Source organism: Aggregatibacter sp. HK296, assembly GCF_980469475.1.
In genome coordinates, this window is sequence record NZ_OZ413142.1 from 1,189,564 (window position 1) to 1,209,915 (window position 20,352).

The 20,352-nt window shown below is 42.6% G+C and carries 16 protein-coding genes and 4 tRNA genes; 10 read left to right on the forward strand and 10 right to left on the reverse strand.

From position 1 onward, the window contains the following. The first annotated feature begins 132 nt into the window (after positions 1-132). Genes AC30SH_RS05640 through AC30SH_RS05660 form a run of 5 tightly spaced genes read left to right on the forward strand, consistent with a single transcriptional unit; the run spans position 133 to position 5,536 of the window. A complete protein-coding gene (locus tag AC30SH_RS05640; protein WP_212510742.1) occupies positions 133-1,824 on the forward strand; it encodes an ABC transporter substrate-binding protein in 1,692 nt (563 codons plus the stop codon). After that, complete coding sequence (locus tag AC30SH_RS05645) at positions 1,824-2,789, forward strand: ABC transporter permease (protein ID WP_212510587.1); 966 nt, start codon at positions 1,824-1,826, stop codon at positions 2,787-2,789. The genes AC30SH_RS05640 and AC30SH_RS05645 overlap by 1 nt, the downstream gene beginning before the upstream one ends. After that, on the forward strand, positions 2,779-3,666 hold the full coding sequence (locus tag AC30SH_RS05650; protein WP_212510586.1) for an ABC transporter permease subunit: 888 nt from the start codon (positions 2,779-2,781) through the stop codon (positions 3,664-3,666). The genes AC30SH_RS05645 and AC30SH_RS05650 overlap by 11 nt, the downstream gene beginning before the upstream one ends. Before the next feature lie 6 nt (positions 3,667-3,672). Beyond that, the gene (locus AC30SH_RS05655) at positions 3,673-4,722 is read left to right on the forward strand and encodes a peptide ABC transporter ATP-binding protein (RefSeq protein WP_212510585.1); all 1,050 of its coding nucleotides are present in this window, start codon (positions 3,673-3,675) and stop codon (positions 4,720-4,722) included. Positions 4,723-4,732: 10 nt separating this feature from the next. Beyond that, positions 4,733-5,536, forward strand: a complete 804-nt coding sequence (locus tag AC30SH_RS05660; protein WP_489582256.1) for a peptide ABC transporter ATP-binding protein — start codon at positions 4,733-4,735, stop codon at positions 5,534-5,536. A gap of 106 nt (positions 5,537-5,642) precedes the next feature. Here AC30SH_RS05660 and AC30SH_RS05665 read toward each other — a convergent pair. The 7 genes from AC30SH_RS05665 to gloB all read right to left on the reverse strand — a co-directional run bounded on the left by AC30SH_RS05665 (position 5,643) and on the right by gloB (position 9,737). Further along, positions 5,643-5,717, reverse strand: a tRNA-Gln gene (locus AC30SH_RS05665). A 36-nt stretch (positions 5,718-5,753) separates the two neighbouring features. Next, positions 5,754-5,828, reverse strand: a tRNA-Gln gene (locus tag AC30SH_RS05670). Positions 5,829-5,856: 28 nt separating this feature from the next. After that, positions 5,857-5,941 (reverse strand) — tRNA-Leu (locus tag AC30SH_RS05675). A 5-nt stretch (positions 5,942-5,946) separates the two neighbouring features. After that, a tRNA-Met gene (locus AC30SH_RS05680) sits at positions 5,947-6,023 on the reverse strand. A gap of 234 nt (positions 6,024-6,257) precedes the next feature. After that, positions 6,258-7,481 carry an ROK family protein gene (locus AC30SH_RS05685; RefSeq protein WP_314885392.1) on the reverse strand — a complete coding sequence of 408 codons (1,224 nt, stop codon included), beginning with the start codon at positions 7,479-7,481 and terminating at the stop codon, positions 6,258-6,260. A gap of 62 nt (positions 7,482-7,543) precedes the next feature. Continuing rightward, entirely contained in the window at positions 7,544-8,848 is a 1,305-nt protein-coding gene (hemA, locus tag AC30SH_RS05690; protein WP_489582257.1) for a glutamyl-tRNA reductase, read from the reverse strand. Positions 8,849-9,035: 187 nt separating this feature from the next. After that, complete coding sequence (gene gloB / locus AC30SH_RS05695; RefSeq protein ID WP_489582258.1) at positions 9,036-9,737, reverse strand: hydroxyacylglutathione hydrolase; 702 nt, start codon at positions 9,735-9,737, stop codon at positions 9,036-9,038. Between the two features lie 20 nt (positions 9,738-9,757). On the opposite strand from gloB, the gene AC30SH_RS05700 reads away from it, so the two are divergent. Further along, positions 9,758-10,453, forward strand: a complete 696-nt coding sequence (locus tag AC30SH_RS05700) for a class I SAM-dependent methyltransferase (protein WP_489582402.1) — start codon at positions 9,758-9,760, stop codon at positions 10,451-10,453. A gap of 70 nt (positions 10,454-10,523) precedes the next feature. On the opposite strand, the gene AC30SH_RS05705 is transcribed toward AC30SH_RS05700, so the two are convergent. Both AC30SH_RS05705 and AC30SH_RS05710 read right to left on the reverse strand, forming a co-directional pair. Beyond that, positions 10,524-12,017 (reverse strand): PTS transporter subunit EIIC, encoded by a 1,494-nt coding sequence (locus AC30SH_RS05705; RefSeq protein ID WP_489582259.1) that lies wholly within the window; start codon positions 12,015-12,017, stop codon positions 10,524-10,526. Positions 12,018-12,247: 230 nt separating this feature from the next. Beyond that, entirely contained in the window at positions 12,248-12,586 is a 339-nt protein-coding gene (locus AC30SH_RS05710) for a YegP family protein (RefSeq protein WP_048749655.1), read from the reverse strand. 181 nt (positions 12,587-12,767) lie between these two features. On the opposite strand from AC30SH_RS05710, the gene manA reads away from it, so the two are divergent. The 4 genes from manA to AC30SH_RS05730 all read left to right on the forward strand — a co-directional run bounded on the left by manA (position 12,768) and on the right by AC30SH_RS05730 (position 17,974). Then, on the forward strand, positions 12,768-13,970 hold the full coding sequence (manA, locus tag AC30SH_RS05715; protein ID WP_489582260.1) for a mannose-6-phosphate isomerase, class I: 1,203 nt from the start codon (positions 12,768-12,770) through the stop codon (positions 13,968-13,970). A gap of 101 nt (positions 13,971-14,071) precedes the next feature. Further along, positions 14,072-15,835 (forward strand): 30S ribosomal protein S12 methylthiotransferase accessory factor YcaO, encoded by a 1,764-nt coding sequence (gene ycaO / locus AC30SH_RS05720; RefSeq protein ID WP_489582261.1) that lies wholly within the window; start codon positions 14,072-14,074, stop codon positions 15,833-15,835. Positions 15,836-15,991: 156 nt separating this feature from the next. Further along, positions 15,992-16,399, forward strand: a complete 408-nt coding sequence (locus AC30SH_RS05725) for a Z-ring associated ZapG family protein (protein ID WP_109859021.1) — start codon at positions 15,992-15,994, stop codon at positions 16,397-16,399. A gap of 189 nt (positions 16,400-16,588) precedes the next feature. Continuing rightward, entirely contained in the window at positions 16,589-17,974 is a 1,386-nt protein-coding gene (locus AC30SH_RS05730) for a Do family serine endopeptidase (protein ID WP_489582262.1), read from the forward strand. A gap of 75 nt (positions 17,975-18,049) precedes the next feature. On the opposite strand, the gene uvrB is transcribed toward AC30SH_RS05730, so the two are convergent. Then, on the reverse strand, positions 18,050-20,092 hold the full coding sequence (gene uvrB, locus AC30SH_RS05735; protein WP_489582263.1) for an excinuclease ABC subunit UvrB: 2,043 nt from the start codon (positions 20,090-20,092) through the stop codon (positions 18,050-18,052). Positions 20,093-20,352: the final 260 nt, after the last annotated feature.

Sequence of the window (20,352 nt, forward strand, 5' to 3'; positions counted from 1 at the left end):
ATTAAGGAAATAATGGAAGAAAAGTGCGGTCATTTTGGGCGACAAATTTTCAGAACTGGCAGATTCGCTAGAATATCCACGGAATATATCTTACAATTTGGCATTCATTTTTAGCCTGTTGATCCGTTTATGATGTTGTATAAAAAATTAATTGTGCCTGTTTGTTTGTTTGCTTTTGCGGTGGATTCTGCAACGGCGGCACCACGCGTGCCTGAAGAACTGACAGACAACGGATTGATTTATTGCACGCACGCCTCCGGCTTTTCCTTTAATCCGCAAACGGCGGATGCGGGAACCAGTATGAACGTGGTGACAGAGCAGATTTACAATAAACTGTTTGAAATTTCGAACACCGCTGCCGAGCCAATCCCCGTATTGGCACAATCTTACTCGCTTTCGCCCGATGGCAAAGTGATCACCATTCATTTACGCCGTGGGATTAAGTTCCACCAGACCGATTGGTTTAAACCGACCCGTGATTTTAATGCGGATGATGTCGTGTTTTCGCTCAATCGGGTATTAGGTTATGAGACGTATTTACCGACGTTAGAACAAACTTCCGTCAGCTATAAAAATCCGCAATATCGTATTTTCCATGAACAGGCGAAAAAGGTGCGCTTTCCTTATTTTGAAAGCATTAAGCTAAACCAAAAAATTGAATCGGTGAAAGCCATCAATCCGCATACGGTAGAGATTACCTTATTCAAACCTGATGCTTCCATTTTGTCTCACTTAGCAAGTCAATACGCGATTATTTTCTCGCAAGAATATGCGGTGCAGCTTAATGCAGACGATAACTTAGTACAACTAGACACCTTGCCTGTCGGCACCGGCCCGTATAAAGTCAAAAACTATTTCCGCAATCAATATGTGCGTTTAGAAAAAAACGAAGAATATTGGAAAAAAGAAGCTAAAATTCATGACATTCTGATTGATTTATCTGCAGATCGTACCGGGCGCTTGGTGAAATTCTTTAACGGTGAATGCCAAATTGCTTCCTATCCGGAAGTTAGTCAGTTAGGGTTACTGAAGGAAAATGACGCACGCTATTATATGAAAAGTGTTGAAGGCATGAATTTGTCGTATTTGGCGTTTAATTTCCAAAAGACAGCAATTCAAGATCCGGCATTGCGACACTCAATCTCACAAGCCATTAATCGTAAAAGAATCATTAAAACGATTTATCACAACACAGCAACGGTGGCGAATAACATTATTCCGAATATTTCGTGGGCTTCAAGCGTGAATACGCCGGATTTTGAGTATGACTTCATGCCATTGAAAGCCAAACAAGTGTTACAAGATAAAAAATTAAGCTTGACGATGTGGGTGATTAATGAAGAACAGGTATATAACCCGGCTCCGCTTAAAATGGCAGAATTAATTAAATCAGATCTTGCGAATGCCGGCGTTGACGTGAAAATTCGCCCGGTTACACGAACATTTTTAATTGAGCAATTACATAATAAATCTGAAGACTACGACATGATTTTAACCGGTTGGCTCGGGGGAAATTTAGATCCCGACAGTTTTATGCGCCCGATTTTAAGTTGTAGCACCTCAAACGAAATCACCAATTTATCCAACTGGTGCAACGAACACTTCGATAACATCATGGATAGTGCATTAGATAGTTCCAATCAACAGATTCGCTCCGAAGCCTACAACCAAGCGCAAGAATTAATTTTATCAGAATTGCCGATCATCCCTATTGCAAACGTCAAACGAGTTTTGGTCGCTAATGGTCGCGTACAAAATATTGAGATGAGCCCCTTCGGCACCTTGAACTTCTCGACGCTATCACTACGAAAAGGACACAAGTAATGTTTAATTCTCTGATTCGACAATGTGTTTTTCTCGTTTTGACATTTCTTATCCTGACATTAATCAGTTATCTGATTTTGATGCGGGATCCACTGAATGCCGAATTAATGACACCGCACTTTTACAATGGGTATTTTCATTATTTGGTGCGCCTTATCCAAGGCGACTTAGGTATCAGTTATAACGGTGGTGAAGCCCTTAAATCGACAATTTTTACCGTGCTCCCACCAACATTAGAACTCTGTTTTTGTGCGATTTTACTGGCAACATTGTTCGGTATTCCCCTTGGGCTCATCGGTGCAACTTATCCTGCTAATTTTATCGGAAAAACCATCCGAACTTTATCTGCTGTCGGTCTCTCCTTGCCGGTATTTTGGATTGCGCCGATTTTATTGTATTTTTCCGCCATTAATTCGTGGGAAATTTCTGCTATCGGGCAATACAATTTACTTTATGAAATCAAGCCGATTAGCGGTTTCCCAATTATTGATGTTTGGTTTGTTGAAGCGCCTTATCGGATTAAAATCATCCAAAACGTTTTGCAACACTTGGCGTTACCGACTTTAGTTTTAACCATTTTACCTACCATGGAAATCGTACGTTTAGTGCAACAACGAGCTGAATTTATCTTCCAACAAAACTACGTTAAAGTCGCTTCTACACGAGGTTGGTCGAAATTTAGCGTGTTACGTAAATACATTTTGCGCAACACCTTGCCTTTGTTAATTCCTCACACCACCCGTTTATTTACGTTGGTGATTACACAATGTATGTTGGTTGAAAATACCTTAGGTTGGCCGGGAATCGGACGTTGGTTAATTGATGCCGTCACACAGCAAGACTACAACAGTATTTCAGCCGGCATCATTACTATCGGGCTTTGTATTATTATCATTAAAGTGGCATCTGAAAGCTTAATCTTTATTTTGGATCCGTTAAATAAGAAGGGTTGGCATGCAAGATAGAGAACCTGAAGATTTTCGCGAAAGCGATTCGTTAAAGCATATTTGGGCACTCTTCCGAGAAGATCGCATTGCGCTTTTCAGTTTCTATGCTCTTTTAGTGCTGATTTTGACCGCACTTTTTAGTCCATTGATTGCCCCTTACTCTGCTGAAATGCAATTTATCGGGCAAGAACTTATGCCGCCTTCTTGGGCCAATAACGGCCAGATCGCCTATTTTTTAGGAACCGATGATATTGGTCGGGATGTGCTCAGTCGTATTATTATCGGCACGACCTACACCGTTGGTGCTGCCATTATTGTAGTAATTCTGACTGCACTTATCGGTGGCGGACTTGGTATTTGGGCGGGAATGTCGCAAGGTATTAAATCTCGTGTGCTTGGCCATTTTTTAGATGCCTTCCTCACTATTCCGGTGTTATTAGTGGCAATCATTATTGCCACTTTAATGGAACCAAGTTTAATTAACGCCATGTTGGCAATCACCTTAGCATTGCTACCTTATTTCGTACATGAAATTTATCGCAGCATTCAAGCAGAGCTCAAAAAAGAATATGTATTGATGTTACGCTTAGACGGCATCTCTAATAGCGTGTTACTGAAAGAAACCATCTTACCCAACATTGCACCACAATATATTCAAGAAATCTCCCGTGCATTTACGATTGCTATTTTGGATATTAGTGCCCTCAGTTTTATTTCTCTTGGCGCACAACGCCCAGCACCGGAATGGGGGGCGATGATAAAAGACTCCTTAGAATTAATTTATTTAGCCCCTTGGACGGTTATTCTGCCGGGACTTGCAATTATCATCAGCGTACTAATCGGCTTGGTGTTTACCAATGGGCTATGCCGAGCGATTACCAAATATTATGAGTAGATAACTATGGCTCTCCTAGATATTCGCAATCTTCGCATTGATATCCAAACCCCAAATGGGTTAATCCGCATTGTCGATAATGTGAGTTTTACAATCGATGAAGGGGAAATTTGTGGCTTGGTCGGTGAATCCGGTTCAGGCAAAAGCCTCATTGCTAAAGTTATCTGTAATGCCTTTAAAGATTCTTGGATTGTTACCGCTGATCGTTTCCGTTTTAATGATATTGAATTGCTAAAACTCAAACCGGCACAACGTCGCAAACTTGTGGGTAAAGAAATTTCGATGGTGTTTCAAGATCCGTTAACCTGTCTTGATCCTAGCCAGAAAATTGGTAAACAACTTATCCAAAGCATCCCCGGATGGACATTTAAAGGTCGTTGGTGGCAGCGTTTATTTAATTGGAAAAAACGTCGCGCCATTGAGTTACTGCATCGCGTCGGAATCAAAGAACACAAAGATATCATGCGCAGTTACCCTCATGAATTAACCGAAGGAGAAGGGCAAAAAGTCATGATTGCCATTGCCGTGGCAAACCAACCTCGATTACTGATTGCCGATGAACCGGCAAATTCGGTGGAATCCATTACAAAAGTGCAAATATTCCGTCTGCTTTCAAGTATGAATCAAAACCAAGGCACATCCATTTTACTTGCCAGTAATGACATTAACACTATCAGTGAGTGGTGTGATTCATTTATTGTGCTATATTGCGGACAAAATGCAGAATCCGGCCCTAAAGAGAATATTTTAGAAACCCCACATCACCCCTATACCCAAGCCTTGTTGCATTCCATTCCGGATTTCACTCAACCTTTGCCTTTTAAAAGTCAACTTGGCACACTCAAAGGTTCGGTTCCCCTACTGGAACAAATGCCGATTGGCTGTCGTCTTGGCCCCCGCTGCCCATTTGCGCAGAAAAAATGTATCGTAAAACCGACCGCACTTCGTATTAAACAGCATGAATTTTTCTGCCATTTTCCCATCAATTTACGGGAAAAGAAAATCAAAGAAAAAGAATTGATTCAACCGCTCACTTTAAGTTCCGATCAAGAATAAAGGAAAGAAAATGCCATTATTACAAGTGGAAGATCTCACAAAATCATTTAAAAATACACTCGGTCTGCTTAACCCCGGTTATTTTCGCGCAGTAGAAGAAATCAGTTTTTCCCTCGAAGCGGGCAAAACATTGGCGATTATCGGACGTAATGGCTCAGGAAAATCTACCTTGGCAAAAATGATCGTAGGCATCACCGAACCCACTTCAGGCAAAATCCTATTCAAAGATAAACCACTCACTTTCGGTGATTACAACTATCGCTCCAAACATATCCGCATGGTGTTTCAGGATCCGAATACGGCGTTTAATCCACGCCTCAATGTGGGACAAATTCTTGATACGCCATTGCTATTGGCCACACATCTAAATGAGCAAGAACGCAATCAGAAAATTTTTGATATTTTGAAATTAGTGGGAATGCATCCTGATCAAGCCAATATTAAAATTAATACGCTTTCCGTGAGCCAAAAGCAACGTATTGCCCTTGCACGCGCGTTAATTTTAGATCCACAAATTATCATTATTGATGATGCGGTTGGGTCATTAGATACCACGGTCAAAACCCAACTGACCAATTTAATGCTCGAATTACAAAACAAGCTAGGACTTGCCTATATTTATGTTGGTCAGCATTTAGGCATCATTAAGCATATTGCCGATGAAATTTTAGTGATGGAAGACGGCGTGATGATTGAATACGGTGAGACGCATTCAATTTTCACGGACCCACAAACGGATATTACTAAACGGCTAATTGAAAGCCATTTCGGTAAAATTTTGGATGACTCTTCTTGGGAGAAATACCAAGACTAAAAAATCCAATGCATTCAATAAGAAAAAAGTGCGGTGGATAATTACGATAAAAAATTTTCATTAAATGAATTCAAGTCGAATTAACTGATAGGGAAGACAAAAAAGGTGGCTGGGGTACTAGGATTCGAACCTAGGGATGCCGAGATCAAAACCCGGTGCCTTACCGCTTGGCGATACCCCAATAGATTTTTATTATAAGTAGAAACTGAGAATAGTATGGCTGGGGTACTAGGATTCGAACCTAGGGATGCCGAGATCAAAACCCGGTGCCTTACCGCTTGGCGATACCCCAACAACTATATTGATATCAATGAAATAAATGGTGCGGGACGAGGGACTTGAACCCACACACCTCGCGGCGCCGGAACCTAAATCCGGTGCGTCTACCAATTTCGCCAGTCCCGCAAATATGGTGGCTATGACGGGATTCGAACCTGTGACCCCAACATTATGAGTGTTGTGCTCTAACCAACTGAGCTACATAGCCATTTCTTTGCAATCATCTCATTGACTTTGCGGGGCGTATTATGCGGATATTGCCCCTACTCGTCAACCATTTTTTTGGGAAAATAAATAAAATTAGATCATTCGGATAGAGATTAAACAAATCGCATTAATTTTATTCAACGCTTAGTTTACTCCTCTCTCAACCTAAATGACTTTTAGTCATTCCGGCTCTCAAAAATATTCTTTTTGAGGGCCGCACTTTTCTCTTGAAGATTTATTCTTCAATTAAACGGCGCAGTAAACTGCCATCAAACAAGGCTCTTTTTACTAAAGCAAAAGCACCTATCACATCTTCATTGCTAAGCTCCGATGCGACTAATGGCGTATTTTGGACAAACGCCGGTAATGCATGACTTTCCAAGGTGCGACGAATTGCGGCAAATAAGACATTTTTGGCTTGGGTTATTTCACCGGAAATCACAATTTTTTCCGGATTAAACATATTCACACTCATTGCCAACACACGCCCGATTTGTGTACCAACGTGTTCAATTAACTCTGTGGCTACCACATCTTGCTTATTGCTGGCTTTGCAAATTGCCTCAATGTCATGGGCTTCCAAAGAAAGCCATTTACTTTGGTAACCATCTTCCAATAACTCCGACATTTTATTTTCAATTGCTGAATTGCTGACCACCGTTTCCAAGCAGCCCACATTGCCGCACATACAACGTTTTCCTAACGGATCCACCTGAATATGCCCAATTTCGCCTACATTCTTTTTATAGCCGGAAAAGAGTTCGTGATTAATCACAATTCCCGCACCAACACCGCGATGAATACGCAATAGCAACGAATCGTAACAATCTTTCGTGACACCAAAATAGTGCTCCGCAAGAGCTAAACTACGCACATCATGCCCGATATAGGTAGGTAAATTAAAACGTTCGGCAACGTGATTTGCCAAGTCCCAAGGCGTGCTTAGGTCAAAGTGCGGAACCTGTTCAATCATGTTGCTTTTAACATCCACAAAGCCGGGAACAGTGATACCGATAGCAATAAACTCACTGCTACGCTTTTGGTTTTCTTGAATAAATTCATCCAAGCGTTGAAATAAAAACTGTTCAAATGCTTGTGGCGTTGGGTAATTCTCAAGCGTAAAGACGGATTTATTTACTAATTTAGCGGACAAATCCATAATGGCTAACGTTAAATGCTCACGTCCAATGCCCACTAAAATAGAACGAAAATGTTTATGCTCTGCCACAATCGAGGTGGCACGACGCCCGCCGGTAGATTCTTGTTGCTCAACTTCTTTAATTAAACCGCGAGCAAGTAAATGACGGGTGATTTTAGTCACACTTGCCGGGGCAAGTTGGCTTATTTCAGAGATTTGAATACGGGAAATAGGACCTTGCTGATCGATGAGCTTATACACCACCGCACTATTCATTTGTTTTACTAGATCAACGTTCGCGATTTGAGGACTTTCTCGCATTTTTTTCTCCCGTAAAAGTAAATTGACTGATTTTAAACGGCATTTAAATATATTCGGAACGACTATTCATCGTCCATTCCCAAGGCTTTGGAAAAGGTTTGCAGCCCCACCGCATTACCGTTTTTCACCATGGTTTGCATGGCTTTTGTCGGCGAATGGATCAATTTATTCATTAATTTATAACTTAATTCTTGTAGCACTTGTTCCGCCTCTTCGCCTTGTTGTAAGGAAGCTATCGCTTTTTCCAGCAAATCCTGACGAGTAAGCTCCGCCTCTTCACGATAACGACGGATCAAATTAGAAAACTGATGGACTTTCAACCACGCAAAGAAATCCGCGCATTCCGCCTGAATGATTTCCTTTGCCTGCGCAGAGGCTTGTTCCCGTTGGCTTAAATTATGTTGAATGATATTTTGTAAATCATCCACCGTATAGTGATAAACACTGTCTAATTCCGCTGCACTTTCTTCAATGTCACGCGGCACGGCAATATCCACCAACAACATCGGACGATAGCGACGCATGATTTGCGCCTTTTCAACCATGTTGCGGCTCATCAGAATATGCGGGCTGCCGGTAGAGCTAATCACAATATCCGCTTGATTTAAACCTTGCTGTAAGTGTTCTAGCGGCAGGATTTGAATATCCACCGTTGTATCTAATTTCTCCACGAGGGCTTCTGCACGGGCTAAAGTGCGGTTGGAAATCACCATGTTTTTTACGCCATGACGCAATAAATGACGGCACACCAATTCAATAGTTTCCCCTGCGCCCACTAATAAAATGGTTAATTCGCTCAGCGATTCAAAAATTTGGCGCGCTAAACTGCAAGCAGCGTATGCCACAGATACCGCACTTTCACCGATATTGGTTTCTGTACGCACGCGTTTTGCCGTGGAAAATGTTTTTTGAAATAAACGAGATAATTCGCCGGAAATAGCTTGCTGTTCTTGTTGATAGTGCTGCTCGCTCATTTGATAAGCTTGCTTCACTTGTCCCAAAATTTGCGGCTCGCCTAAAATCAATGAATCCAAGCCACATGCCACTTCCATTAAATGATTGACAGCCGGTAGGTTTTCATAAGTGTAAAGGCAACGCTGAAGCTCGGTTAAGTCCAGTTGATGAACTTCGGCAAACCATTGTATAGCTTGGCGAATCCAATGTTGCGTTTCTTGTGGTGGGACAGTTTTATTGTGAAGATAAACTTCAGTTCGGTTACAAGTGGACAAAATCACCGCACTTTCGGCTAATTCAATTTGCCGAATATGGCGCAAAGCAAAAGCACGTTTTTCGTCAGAAAAAGCAACTTTTTCCCGTAGGGCAACAGAGGCGGTTTTGTGATTTATACCAAGAACTAAAATCGTCATAAAAAATACATAAAAAATTACCGCACTTTATTATGTTGACACAACAAATACGGCAACATTTATCCCACTAAAATATAAAAAATAGACATAAAAACGGGCTATATTCTAGCTGAATTGCCCCTGTTTGGGCAAATTAGCGCAAGAAAAAAGCCATTAATCTGCAATTTTATTGCGAAGCATCAAATTTCTAAAACGTATCTTTTGCTTGGCGTAATTGCGTGAATTGCGCCAAGTTGGTTGCCGTTAAAAACGGATTAATGCGCTTTTCTAAACCGATTGTGGTGGGTAGGCTTGGTTTATTTTCAGCACGTAACTGCGCCACCAAAACGCGATGATTTTCCACCGCACTTTTGTTTGCCCAAACGCGTTGCACAAACGCTAAATTACTTAACGTATATTCATGCCCCGGGCAAACAATGGTGTCATCAGGCAACGCTGCAAAACGCTGCATGGTAGCGAACATTTGCGCATAATCACCGGTAAACACTCGACCGCAACCGGCGGAGAATAAGGCATCACCGCAAAACAAATGCCCATCCACCCAATAACTCACATGCTGCGCCGTATGCCCGCCAGTGGGCAATACTTGAATTCGATAATGTTCGGTGATAAGGTCGCCTTCATTAATCACCTGAGTCAGCCCATAAGCAGCGCACTCTGCCGGGCCATAAATCGGTACTTGCGGGAAACGTTGTTTAAACGCCGCAACACCCTCTGTGTGATCTGCATGGTTGTGCGTGAGCAACAATGCTTCAACGGAAAAATGTTGTTCTTCCAACAAGTGAAACAGCTTGTCGGTTTCGGGCAAATCAACAATGAGCAACGGTAAATTTTCCCGTGCATAAAGCCAAATATAATTATCGTTTAACGCAGGAATCGGAATTAACATAGGACCTCGGAGTTACCATGATGTGGCGTGCTAAATATGAAAAGTCACTGGCGATGCCCACCGGTTGGCAACAACTGCCAAATGGGCGCGCTTATTGTAACGCATTAAACGCTTATTTCGCCCCTTGGTTTACAAAAATTTGTGGTTATCAGATTCTGAAAATTGGCGGACTTAGCGCAGAAATTCAATGTAATTTGCCCTTGCGCCACCAAATTAGCCTCAGCGAAAAAATAACGGAAAATTTGACCGCACTTTTAGACGCTCATCATTCAGTTGTACAAGCCAAGCTCACCGAACTCCCCTTTATTCAACAGCAGTTGGATGCTTGTGTGTTGGCCAACACGCTGAATTTTGTGCAAGATCCCCATCAAGTGTTGCGTGAAACTCACCGCGTTCTTAATGATGACGGCTATTTATTTCTCAGTCTGTTTAATCCGCTTAACGGCCTATTTTTTAAATCCAAAACGGGAGACTTTCCTGCGCGTCATTATTGCATTTGGCGGATCATTGATTGGTTGGAATTATTAAACTTTGATATTTTGGAACAGCGGAATTTGGCGCTATCCCATCAAACCGCCGGTTGGTTTGCCCCGTTAACGGTTATCGTAGCGCAAAAACGCACCTACCCATTAACACTTAATCCGCAAAAAGTGCGGTCAAAAATTCCGGCGTTTTTACAACCGGCAGAAGCGTTAAAACAAGCGGAAGATCTTTAGTCTTTGAAGAAAAAATAACGGTCAGAAATAAATCTATTTCTGACCGTTCACATTCATAGCGAAGAAAAAATTAATCTTCTTTACCTAAAATCTGGTTAATCTCGCTTTTATATAATACCGCTTTAGCTCCATAAACTGCTTGTACGCCACCACCGACTTCTAATACTTCAACAGCACCTAACGCTTTTAAGCGTGGTTTATCCACTAATTTGACGTCTTTCACCGCCACCCGTAAACGGGTAATGCAAGCATCCACGTTTTCAATATTTTCTGCGCTACCTAGCGCGCTGATGATCTCGTGGGCGTTTTCCGTTAAAGAAGAGGTTTGTTGCTCCACGCTGTCTTCTTGCTCTTCTGCACGTCCCGGGGTCATCACATTAAATTGGGTAATTAAGAAACGGAAGCTGAAATAATATAACGCGGCCCAACATACGCCTACCCAAATTACCGTAAACCAGTTGGTATTTTCATTGCCTTGCAAGATCCCAAACAACAGGAAGTCAATAAATCCGCCGGAGAACGTGTTACCGATGGAAATATTCAAAATGTCGGCAATGTAGAAGGAAACGCCGTCTAAAAAGGCATGGAAAACATACAACCAAGGCGCAACGAATAAGAACATAAATTCGATAGGCTCAGTGATCCCTGTAATAAAAGAGGTCAACGCCGCACCAAGGAATAACCCGCCAATGGTTTTACGACGCGCTTTCGGCACACAGTGATACATCGCCAAACAGGCTGCCGGCAAGCCGAACATCATGGTATCAAAACGGCCTGCGAAGAAACGTGTGCCTTCGGTAAATAAGCCTTGGTGATTCGGATCCGCCAATTGGGCAAAGAAGATTTTTTGCGCCCCGATAATAGTTTCACCATTCACAATTTCCGTACCACCTAATTCGGTGTACCAAAATAAAGGATAAATCATGTGGTGCAAGCCGACCGCACCACATAAGCGCATGAGGAAGCCATAAAAGAATGTTCCGATTGCGCCCATGGAAGCAATATGTTCACCGGCAGACAACAACCAATTTTGAAATGTCGGCCAAATTAAAAAGAAGATAGCACCGACAAAAATCGCCGCAAAAGAGGTGACAATCGGCACAAAACGTGAACCGCCGAAGAAGCCTAAAATTTGAGGCAATTGAATATTATGATATTTATTGTGCAATTTGACGGTAATCAAGCCCATCACTAAAGCACCGATCACGCCCGTATCAATTCCTTTGGTTTCCGGTGAAAACAATGGAATCAATGCCGCAATCGTACCGGTCATAATCAAATAGCCGACGGTTGCCGCCAACGCCGCAACCCCTTTATCCCGTTTGGCTAAACCAATGCCCAAACCGATACAAAGCAATAATGCCAAATTGCCGAACACCACCGAACCGGCTGCAGACATGATCTGAAACACACCTTGCAAAACAGAATGATCCAATAATGGATAGGCTTGCACAGTGGCTTTGTTAGATAATGCGCCACCAATCCCTAGTAGCAAACCGGCAGCAGGTAAAATGGCAATCGGCAACATAAATGCCTTACCAACCTGTTGAAGCTGTTTAAACATAAGTTTTCTCCTTAATTGACGACATGGTTTATGCCCCAAATACCACACTTGCCAGACTTGGTGCTTTCCCTTCAAAGGCAAAGTGCTTTGTGGAATATTACTTCAATAAATCAGTAAAAAATATGATGAAGATCGCATTTTAAAAAGAAAACCTGTTTTCTAATTAACGCCCTGTTTTAGATAAAAAAATCGGCACCTAAGTGCCGATAATGTTCATTTATACTTGCATGTTATGCCGTAATTTCACGAATATCCTCAGTTGAGGCATTATTCATCACGGATTCCACACCTTTTTGTGCAGCCGCCTGTGAGGAATAATATTGGCTACGACCGATTTCTTGATGGTTAGCCGCTTTCAACACGAAATACGGTTGATCGCTTTTTGTCGTGCGAAACTCAAAATTTTTCTCATCTACGCCGTTTTTCTGTACGGAAGCAATGCCGTTTTGCGCAGAGGCTTTGGTTTTGTAAAGCTCGCTGGTTAAAATCACTTGTCCGTTAGTAGCAATCAAATTGAACATAAATTGACCGTCTTTCGCGACTTTTAATTCATAATGTCCTTGTGCCATGTTTATTCCTCCTAGGGTTCATTCAATGGTCCGAAACGTCTACATTTAATTTGGTTAAAGAAGAAATGTTAGACGCTGCTAAATGTATAAAAAAAGCCTTTCTATAGCAACAGCCAAAGGTGAGAATATGCTAGAATGCGACCCGATTTTATAGAACAGCAAATCTAATAGAGAGCAAATTATGGCAGGTATTTATCCGCTGAATGGTCGCCTTCAACATTATGTGTGGGGTGGTGAACGTTATATTCCTCATTTATTGCATATTGATAAAACTGAATCTCACTATGCCGAATACTGGCTTGGCGCTCACCCATCGGCACCGTCACAGGTTATTGGCACAAAAGAGGAAATATCATTAGACGATTTTTTACACCAAAATCCCACCGCACTTGGACAACAAAGCCGCCAATTATTTGGGGATAATTTGCCTTATTTGCTGAAAGTTTTAGATGTTGCCAATCCGCTTTCCATCCAGTTACACCCAACCAAAGAACAAGCTGAAATTGGCTTTGCGCAGGAAAATGCCGCAGGCATCCCGTTAAATGATCCGAAACGCACCTACAAGGATGATAACCATAAGCCGGAAATGATGATTGCCTTATCCGATTTTTGGCTTTTACATGGTTTTAAAACCAAAGCCCAAATTCTCGATACCCTACGCCAACGCCCGTCACTTGCGGAACTGGCAACAAAATTGGCCTCGCAGAATTTAGCGGATTTTTATGTTGACATTATGTTGGCAACACAAGATCAATTAGCACAATGGCTCTTGCCGATTATTGAGGGTCAACAGAAGGCTTACGAGCAAAATCAACTTGCCATGCAGGATCCTGATTACTGGGTGCTTTACACATTGCACGCCATGCAGATTTCGCGAGACAAGTTAGATGCAGGTTTAATGAGTTTCTACCTGTTCAATATTGTGAATTTGCAGGTTGGCGAAGGTATTTTCCAAGCGGCCGGCGTGCCGCACGCTTATTTACGCGGGCAAAATATTGAACTAATGGCCTGTTCCGACAACGTGATTCGTGGCGGGCTAACGCCGAAACACGTCGATATCGAACAATTGCTAAAAATCATCGATTGCAGTGAAATTGTCCCTCAGATTATCGCGCCGGCACCTAAAAATCAGGTTTACACCTACCCGACGCCCATTGCCGATTTTGCCTTGAGCAATATGCCTTACGCCAAAAACACCGAGATTTCCGACCGCACTTTAAACGGCACGATTCTCTTAGTGATGGCGGGTGAAATCACGTTGGAAGCCGCACAACAAAAAATGACATTAAAGCAAGGACAAGCAGCGTTCATTGAAGCAGATACAGACTATCGCGTGCATGGCATGCAAGAAGGTTATGCCGTACTCGCGGGGCTACCGCTTTAAATTCAATTTATCTTCTCCTCGCCTATTTACGGGAGAGAAGGAGGGGAAAACGCCTATTTTTCTGGGCGATTCAAGAAAAAACACGTCAAAACAGGAACATTATGACTGAACAAACTTTTATTCCCGGCAAAGATGCCGCCCTTGAGGAAAGTATTGAAAAATTTCAGCAAAAACTGACCGCACTTGGCTTTAATATTGAAGAAGCCTCGTGGTTAAATCCCGTGCCAAACGTGTGGTCGGTACATATTCGCGACAAAGACTGCCCGCAATGTTTTACCAACGGCAAGGGCGCCAGTAAAAAAGCGGCATTAGCTTCCGCATTGGGCGAATATTTTGAGCGTCTTTCCACCAACTATTTCTGGACAGATTTCTATTTAGGGCAAGACATTGCCAACAGCGATTTTGTGCACTATCCAAACGAAAAATGGTTCCCGATTGAAGACGAGGCGTTGTTGCCTCAAGGCATTTTAGACGATCATTTATTTGAACATTTCGATCCGAATCAGGAGTTGACTCCTGAACTTTTAGTGGATTTGCAATCGGGCAACTATGAGCGAGGTATTGTCGCGCTGCCTTATGTACGCCAATCAGATCAACAGACGGTGTATATTCCGCAAAATATTATCTCTAACCTTTATGTTTCCAACGGGATGTCTGCCGGCAACAGCCAATTTGAAGCCCGTGTACAGGGATTGTCGGAAGTGTTTGAGCGCTATGTGAAAAACAAAATTATTGCGGAAGCCATTAGCCTACCGTTAATTCCTCAGGAAGTGATGGCGCGTTATCCTTCCATTCAAGCCTCTATCGACAAACTGGAACAGGAAGGTTTCCCTATTTTGGCATATGACGCTTCTCTTGGCGGTCAATACCCGGTGATTTGTGTCATTTTGCTCAACCCGACCAATGGCACGTGTTTTGCCTCTTTCGGGGCACATCCAAACTTCCAAGTGGCATTAGAGCGTACCGTTACCGAATTATTACAAGGTCGCAGCCTAAAAGAGTTGGACGTTTTCGCCCCGCCGTCATTCAATAACGATGATGTGGCAGAACACGCCAATTTGGAAACCCATTTCATTGATTCCAGCGGTTTAATTTCTTGGGATTTATTCAAAGACACACCGGATTATGAGTTCGCCGATTGGAACTTCTCCGGCAAAGATACCCATGAAGAATATGATAACCTCATGACGACTCTCCGCGAGGAAAGCAAAGAGGTTTACATCATGGATTATAACCACTTAGGTGTTTACGCCTGTCGTATCATTGTGCCGAGCATGTCCGATATTTATCCGGCGGACGACTTAATTTACGCCAACAGTAACATGGGCATGGACTGGCGCGAAATCCTGCTGGACTTACCGCACTTCCACCACGACCAAGAAACCTATCAAGAACTCTTGGATGAACTGGATGAACAAGGCATTGACGATGCCACCCGTGTGCGTGAATTTATCGGCATCGTAGCACCGAAAGCCAGCGGTTGGACGACCTTGCGCATCGGTGAATTAAAATCCATGCTTTATCTCGCTTTAGGCGACTTGGCCATGGCATTAGACTGGGCGAACTGGACATATAACATGAACAGCTCCGTGTTCACCGCCGAACGCGCCAACTATTATCGTTGCTTAATCAGCAGCCTTGAATTGTTTATGGATGAACACCGCGAGCCACAACAATATCGTCCGGTGTTCGAGAAGATGTACGGCAAAGATGCAGTGGAATTTGCGTGGGGCGCAATTCAAGGCGGAAATCCGTTCTATAACCTGCCAGCCAGCGACGAAACCCTCGCTAACTTTAGCGAACACCAAAAATTATTAGCAGCCTATGCTAAATTGCAAAAGGCAAAACGTGAAAATTGGCAGTAAAGTGCGGTCGTTTTTAAAAACATTTTTGAAGGGCGAAAAATATTCGCCCTTTTATTTTCCGAAAAATTTTCGTTCTGTGATCTAACACATAGAAATAAAACCCTGTTCAGGCTATGATTTAATCAATTGTTTCACATAAATTAGAGGAGGTTATTTATGCAAACTTGGACAGCTGAAATGTGGCAAGCAGCGTTAATCGGTTTAGTGGTGGGTTTTGTTATTGGTTATTTCTTATTACGACTCACAAAAGAGTCTGCCAAAAAACAAGTGAAAACTGAAGCGGAATTGCGAGTCGCAAAAGAGCAATTGGAAAGCCAAAAACAACAATTGGAAAAACATTTTGCGGAAAGCGCCGATTTGTTGAAATCTCTTGCGCAAGATTATCAAAAACTGTACCAACATCTTGCTCACTCCTCGACTCAACTACTGCCGGAACTGAACGACAGCACCTTGTTCCAACACAGTTTATTGGATGAAAAAGGCAACGTTTCCCCGTCTAAAACAGAAGATCCACCGAAAGACTATTCCGAAGGTTCTTCAGGTTTATTCAAAGCAGAAAGATAATTCAACAAGCGCCCTTCAATTGAAGGGCGTTTTATTGTTTGAACATTTATTAAAAAAACTCACCGCACTTTTCTTTTTCCTCATGAATTAAATAAAAAACCAAGAACATTCAACCATTTTACTTGTCATAGTCATCACCGAAACTCATTGAGATTTCGTTTTTTATTTTTTTTGATTGGAGAACATTTAATGAAAAAACGTCATTTTGTTTTAACCGGCATTGCTCTCGGATTAAGCATTTTAACAACCCCAATGATGAGCCAAGCAGAAACACCAGTTTCCATCGTAGCAGGACAGCAACTTCCAAGCTTGGCACCAATGCTGGAAAAAGTATTACCTTCCGTGGTGTCTATTTCCGTCGAAGGAAAACAAAAAGGCAGTTCAGCTGAAATGGATGATGATATTCCGGAAGAATTTAAATTCTTCTTTGGCCCGGACATGTTCGATCGCAATCGCGCACCGCGTAATTTCAAAGGTATTGGTTCCGGCGCCATTATCAATGCGGAAAAAGGTTATGTATTAACAAACAACCACGTGATTAAAGATGCCGACAAAATTACCGTGCAATTACACGATGGCCGCGAATTTAAAGCGAAAGTGATCGGTGCTGACGAAATGTCTGATGTAGCCTTGATTCAAGTAGAAAATCCGAAAAATTTGACCGCACTTAAACTCGCGGATTCCGATAAATTACGCGTAGGCGATTTCACGGTTGCTATTGGTAATCCGTTCGGTTTAGGACAAACCGTGACCTCCGGTATCGTGTCTGCTTTAGGTCGCTCCATGGGCTCTGACAGCGGCACATACGAAAACTATATTCAAACAGATGCTGCCGTAAACCGTGGTAACTCCGGTGGTCCGCTCGTCAATTTAAACGGGGAACTCATTGGTATTAATACCGCCATTATTTCCCCAAGTGGCGGCAATGCGGGTATTGCATTTGCGATTCCGAGCAACATGGCGAACAATCTCGTACAACAAATTCTTGAATTTGGTGAAGTTCGCCGCGGTATGTTAGGTATCAAAGGCGGAGAATTAAATGCCGATTTAGCTCAAGCTTTTGATATCGAAGCGAAAAAAGGCGCTTTCGTGAGCGAAGTGATGCCGGGCTCTGCTGCCGATAAAGCCGGCTTAAAAGCAGGCGATGTCATCACAGCAATGAACGGTCAAGCGATTTCTAGCTTTGCGGAAATGCGTGCCAAAATCGCCACTTCCGGCGCGGGTAAACAAATTGAGCTAACCTATTTACGCGATGGCAAATCCAATACCGCCAAAGTTACGTTACAATCAGACGAACAAACTCAAACCACCGCCAATAGCCTATTACCGGCATTAGATGGCGCAGAATTAAATAACTACGATGAAAAAGGCGTAAAAGGCGTATCTATTGGTAAAATCAAACCAAATTCCTTAGCAGAACAACGTGGTTTGAAAAATGGCGATGTCATCATTGGCATTAACCGCCAAAAAGTCGAAAACTTAGGTCAATTGCGCAAAGCATTAGATAGCAAACCGTCCGCCATTGCATTAAACATTATCCGTGGTGACAGCAACTTCTATTTGTTAGTGCAATAAGCATCTTTAAAAAACAAAAAAGGCGAATTGATTTCGCCTTTTTTATTAAAAATACCGGAAAAAACGACCGCACTTTTACTCGCCTGATAGCATAAAACTTTCCCGCAATTGCTGTAATTGATCCCGCACCGCAGCGGCTTTTTCAAATTCCAAATCTTGCGCAAATTTATACATTTGCTGTTCCAGTTTCTTGATTTGTTGTTGATATTCTTTCGGTGAGGTTGGTACCGTATAAAGTGCGGTCGGTTCTGCCACCATTTTTCCGCGTTGTTTATTGGCTTTTGCTTTTTGATTGGCGCCCTGACCGATATCTAACAATTCACCCACTTTTTTATTTAACGCCTGCGGCACAATGCCGTGTTCTTCATTATATTTCGTTTGTTTTTCACGGCGGCGATTGGTTTCCGTAATGGCTTTTTCCATAGACTTAGTGATGCTGTCCGCATACAAAATCGCTTTACCATTCAAGTTTCGCGCGGCACGTCCGATGGTTTGAATTAAGGAACGTTCGGAGCGCAAAAAGCCCTCTTTGTCTGCATCTAAAATCGCCACGAGGGACACTTCGGGAATATCCAAGCCTTCCCGTAATAAGTTAATCCCGACCAATACATCAAATTCGCCTAGGCGCAAATCACGGATAATTTCCACACGCTCCACCGTATCAATATCGGAGTGCAAATAACGCACACGAATCCCGTGTTCATCCAAATAATCCGTTAAATCTTCCGCCATTTTTTTAGTCAGCGTTGTCACTAAAACGCGCTCATTTTTATCCGCTCTTTGACGCGCTTCAGAAAGCAAATCATCCACTTGAATAGACACCGGACGAATTTCAATTTGCGGATCCAGTAAGCCCGTTGGGCGCACTACCTGATCGATAATTTCTGCACCGGATTTTTCTAGCTCATAAGGCCCCGGGGTAGCCGAAACATAGATGGTTTGCGGAGCCAAACGTTCAAATTCCTCAAAACGTAACGGGCGGTTATCCAACGCCGAAGGCAAACGGAAACCATATTCCACCAACGTTTCTTTACGGGAACGGTCGCCACGATACATCCCACCGATTTGCGGTACCGTGACGTGAGATTCGTCAATAATTAAAATGGCGTCAGACGGCATATAGTCAAATAAGGTCGGCGGCGGTTCACCTTCATTTCTGCCCGACAGATAACGTGAGTAGTTTTCAATCCCCGAGCAATAGCCCAATTCGTTCATCATTTCAATATCAAATTGAGTACGTTGGCTAATGCGTTGTTCTTCTAACAATTTATTCTCTTTAATGAAATATTCCCGTCGTTGCGCCAGTTCCACTTTGATTTTTTCAATGGCATCTAAAATGCGCTCGCGCGGTGTGACGTAGTGCGTTTTTGGATACACGGTGAAACGTGGCACGATACCAAAGCTGCTTCCTGTGAGTGGATCGAAAAGACTCAAGCGCTCAATTTCATCATCAAATAATTCGATACGTACTGCGCGCTCATCGGATTCTGCCGGGAAAATATCGATAATTTCCCCGCGCACACGAAATGTACCGCGCTGAAACGCCTGGTCGTTACGCGTATATTGCAATTCTGCCAACTTCGCCAAAATCTGACGCTGATTGATTATCGCCCCTTGCTGCAAGTGCAACATCATTTGCAAATAAGAATCCGGGTCGCCCAAACCATAAATAGCGGAAACCGAGGCAACCACAATGGTATCTCGCCGCTCTAAAAAAGATTTAGTCGCCGACAAACGCATTTGCTCGATTTGATCGTTAATAGACGCATCTTTTTCAATGAAGGTGTCGCTGCTCGGCACATAGGCTTCCGGCTGGTAATAATCATAGTAAGAAACGAAATATTCCACCGCATTTTCAGGGAAAAAAGCTTTCATTTCCGCATAAAGCTGCGCCGCAAGAGTTTTATTTGGCGCAAGCAACATGGCCGGTCGGTTTAACTGCGCAATCACATTGGCAATCGTAAAGGTTTTTCCGGAACCCGTAACGCCCAGTAAGGTTTGGTGCGCCAAGCCGTCTTCTAAATTTTCGGCAAGCTTGGCAATGGCTTGTGGTTGATCACCGGAGGGCTTGAAATCGGAATGAAGAATGAAAGGTTTGGTGTTAATTTTCTCTGACATAAAGTGCGGTCATTTTTTACGGTATATTCTAAATGCTGCGCATTTTAACACATTTATCACGCCACATTGAGTGATAAAAAATGAAGTTTTACACAGAGTTATATTTGTCAAGTGGCCTAAATCACAAATTTATAAAAAAATTTTAAAAAATTCTCTAGATTTTTGTTAACTATTTGAAAAATAAAAAAATGTTATTTTACAATCAATTTTATATCGAATTTCAATAAAGCCTGATTTTATCGGGAGCGGGGTGATTTTTA

Excerpts from the sequence above, each read along its gene's own strand:
- AC30SH_RS05655 (WP_212510585.1), top strand. The coding sequence starts at position 3,673 with ATGGCTCTCCTAGATATTCGCAATCTTCGCATTGATATCCAAACCCCA.
- AC30SH_RS05685 (WP_314885392.1), bottom strand. The coding sequence starts at position 7,481 with ATGCGAGAAAGTCCTCAAATCGCGAACGTTGATCTAGTAAAACAAATG.
- AC30SH_RS05725 (WP_109859021.1), top strand. The coding sequence starts at position 15,992 with ATGCAAACTTGGACAGCTGAAATGTGGCAAGCAGCGTTAATCGGTTTA.
- hemA (WP_489582257.1), bottom strand. The coding sequence starts at position 8,848 with ATGACGATTTTAGTTCTTGGTATAAATCACAAAACCGCCTCTGTTGCC.
- manA (WP_489582260.1), top strand. The coding sequence starts at position 12,768 with ATGGCAGGTATTTATCCGCTGAATGGTCGCCTTCAACATTATGTGTGG.
- AC30SH_RS05700 (WP_489582402.1), top strand. The coding sequence starts at position 9,758 with ATGTGGCGTGCTAAATATGAAAAGTCACTGGCGATGCCCACCGGTTGG.
- AC30SH_RS05705 (WP_489582259.1), bottom strand. The coding sequence starts at position 12,017 with ATGTTTAAACAGCTTCAACAGGTTGGTAAGGCATTTATGTTGCCGATT.
- AC30SH_RS05650 (WP_212510586.1), top strand. The coding sequence starts at position 2,779 with ATGCAAGATAGAGAACCTGAAGATTTTCGCGAAAGCGATTCGTTAAAG.
- AC30SH_RS05660 (WP_489582256.1), top strand. The coding sequence starts at position 4,733 with ATGCCATTATTACAAGTGGAAGATCTCACAAAATCATTTAAAAATACA.
- AC30SH_RS05640 (WP_212510742.1), top strand. The coding sequence starts at position 133 with ATGTTGTATAAAAAATTAATTGTGCCTGTTTGTTTGTTTGCTTTTGCG.
- uvrB (WP_489582263.1), bottom strand. The coding sequence starts at position 20,092 with ATGTCAGAGAAAATTAACACCAAACCTTTCATTCTTCATTCCGATTTC.
- gloB (WP_489582258.1), bottom strand. The coding sequence starts at position 9,737 with ATGTTAATTCCGATTCCTGCGTTAAACGATAATTATATTTGGCTTTAT.
- AC30SH_RS05730 (WP_489582262.1), top strand. The coding sequence starts at position 16,589 with ATGAAAAAACGTCATTTTGTTTTAACCGGCATTGCTCTCGGATTAAGC.
- ycaO (WP_489582261.1), top strand. The coding sequence starts at position 14,072 with ATGACTGAACAAACTTTTATTCCCGGCAAAGATGCCGCCCTTGAGGAA.
- AC30SH_RS05710 (WP_048749655.1), bottom strand. The coding sequence starts at position 12,586 with ATGGCACAAGGACATTATGAATTAAAAGTCGCGAAAGACGGTCAATTT.
- AC30SH_RS05645 (WP_212510587.1), top strand. The coding sequence starts at position 1,824 with ATGTTTAATTCTCTGATTCGACAATGTGTTTTTCTCGTTTTGACATTT.